The organism is Bacillus haikouensis (assembly GCF_013179555.1).
Taxonomy (GTDB): domain Bacteria; phylum Bacillota; class Bacilli; order Bacillales; family Bacillaceae_B; genus Rossellomorea; species Rossellomorea haikouensis_A.
The window spans coordinates 1-1,704 of record NZ_JABMCR010000499.1 but is presented as its reverse complement, the minus strand read 5'-3'; the positions used below and the strand labels follow the sequence as shown (position 1 = coordinate 1,704).

3 protein-coding genes are annotated in these 1,704 nt (G+C 39.5%); 1 reads left to right on the top strand and 2 read right to left on the bottom strand.

All coding sequences use genetic code 11. The features are described 5' to 3' along the window. Nucleotides 1-89: IS3 family transposase (locus HP456_RS23660; RefSeq protein ID WP_146159189.1), on the top strand; the 89-nt coding region annotated here is incomplete at its 5' end. 57 nt (nucleotides 90-146) lie between these two features. Here HP456_RS23660 and spsC read toward each other — a convergent pair. Together spsC and HP456_RS23650 are read right to left on the bottom strand one after the other, a co-directional pair. After that, on the bottom strand, nucleotides 147-854 hold the full coding sequence (gene spsC / locus HP456_RS23655) for a stationary phase survival protein SpsC (RefSeq protein WP_281358132.1): 708 nt from the start codon (nucleotides 852-854) through the stop codon (nucleotides 147-149). A gap of 191 nt (nucleotides 855-1,045) precedes the next feature. Continuing rightward, nucleotides 1,046-1,363, bottom strand: a complete 318-nt coding sequence (locus tag HP456_RS23650; RefSeq protein ID WP_246289403.1) for a YuiB family protein — start codon at nucleotides 1,361-1,363, stop codon at nucleotides 1,046-1,048. Nucleotides 1,364-1,704: the final 341 nt, after the last annotated feature.

The window sequence follows — 1,704 nt, the reverse complement described above, 5'->3', positions numbered from 1 at the left end:
TTACTTACTATAACCACCATAGATATCAATGGAATCGAAAAAAGATGACCCCTGTTCAATACAGAGATCATCTTTTAGAAGTAGCTTAGGCTTTTTTAAAATGTCCTTTACAAAGGGTACACTTTATACTGCGTACGGGCCTTTTATTATTCTTTCTTAGCAGATAGAATCTGCTGTCTGAACACCTGCATCGATTCATTGCTGTTCAGTTTCACTAGGTCTTCCTCTGTCAATTCACCTGTTCCTATTTGAACCACATACACGTCCAGGGTCTGTTTTCCCCATTCATTGTAAACCTGTTCTACAGTATCATAGTATAAATCAAGCTTATTTCCTTTGATCGCGCTCCCTGTATCAGCGACGACCCCGTATCCATATTTCGGGATAAAGAGAATCGTTCCAATCGGATAGACTGAAGTGTCTGCTGCAATCGTAGAATATAAATCTCTTTTCACTTTTACACCAGAGTATGTAATTCCGTAGCCGGGGTGGCTTGGATTTTTACCTGTGGATTCGACTCCTGCTGTGTATCCTGTTGCCACTACCGTGTTTTTCGGATATTGTTCCCAGTCGATCGATTCCTCCAGGCTTGGGGGATTTGCTTCCACGGGCGTACTGGATGAGATCAGTGTCTTAACGCCTGCCAATCTCTTCAAAAATTTAAATGACAATGATATATGATTTGTTTTATGATTTTCTGAATAGCGCTCTGACTGCTTTCCTTTATTTTCATTCAGCCAGGATTTGAAGGTCTGCGCTTCCACCCCCGAAATCGATTGAAAGGTGGTGCCCAAGGCTAGTACAAATAAACTAACCATCACGATTCGTTTCGTCCATTTAATTACCAACTTCATGAATTCACTCCTCCCACCCTTATTCCTTCCCCATAAGGATGAGATTTATTCAAAAATTGATAAAAAAGTCGAATAGTTTAAATATTACAAATATGAATATCCGTTATTTTAGGTGAATCTGCCCGCTTATTATGCACCTGCTCCATAAAAAAAGCCGTTTAACCCGGGATCTTACCGGGCAAACGGATAAATTAAAACATTCTATAACCTTTTGCCCGCAGGATCCTCATGACAACCCCCGAAAGAATCGCCCCTGCCAATCCGCAGCCAAGTATCAGAAGATCCGCCAATGCTAAATGGCTTAACTTAGTCCCTAATTCCGAAAATGACTCACCTGCATTTCGGAAATACTCAATAAACCGGACCTCATCTACGATAAAAATGACAATGACCGGATAAATGATCGCCATAATCCACGTCATCCGCAATAACATATTTAACAAAAAACCGATTCCGAAAAACAGAACCAGAAATAAAAGCATCGAAATGATCATTACATGTATAGGCATTTACCTTCTGCACCTCCATAAACACTAAAGATTAGTGTACTCAATGTTTATGAAAGCGTCAATCTTTTCAAAGTGGTATTCACAAAATCAACAAAAAATGGGAATGGGTAAATAACTAGTTAATCTCTTTTTGTTAAAGTCGGCATAAGTCAATTCATTCCGGCAACTGCCGTTATTCTTGAGAGAAGGTCATCCAGCGAAAATGAAACGAACACAAAAACATACTAAGATTAGTGGGTAAAGTCATCGACGGATGTCTTTACCCACTATTTTTCTTTTTAGAGTTATAGTGAGAAGTGAAAGAAAGCTCGACCAAAGCCTCAAGGATTTCGAATCCGTAT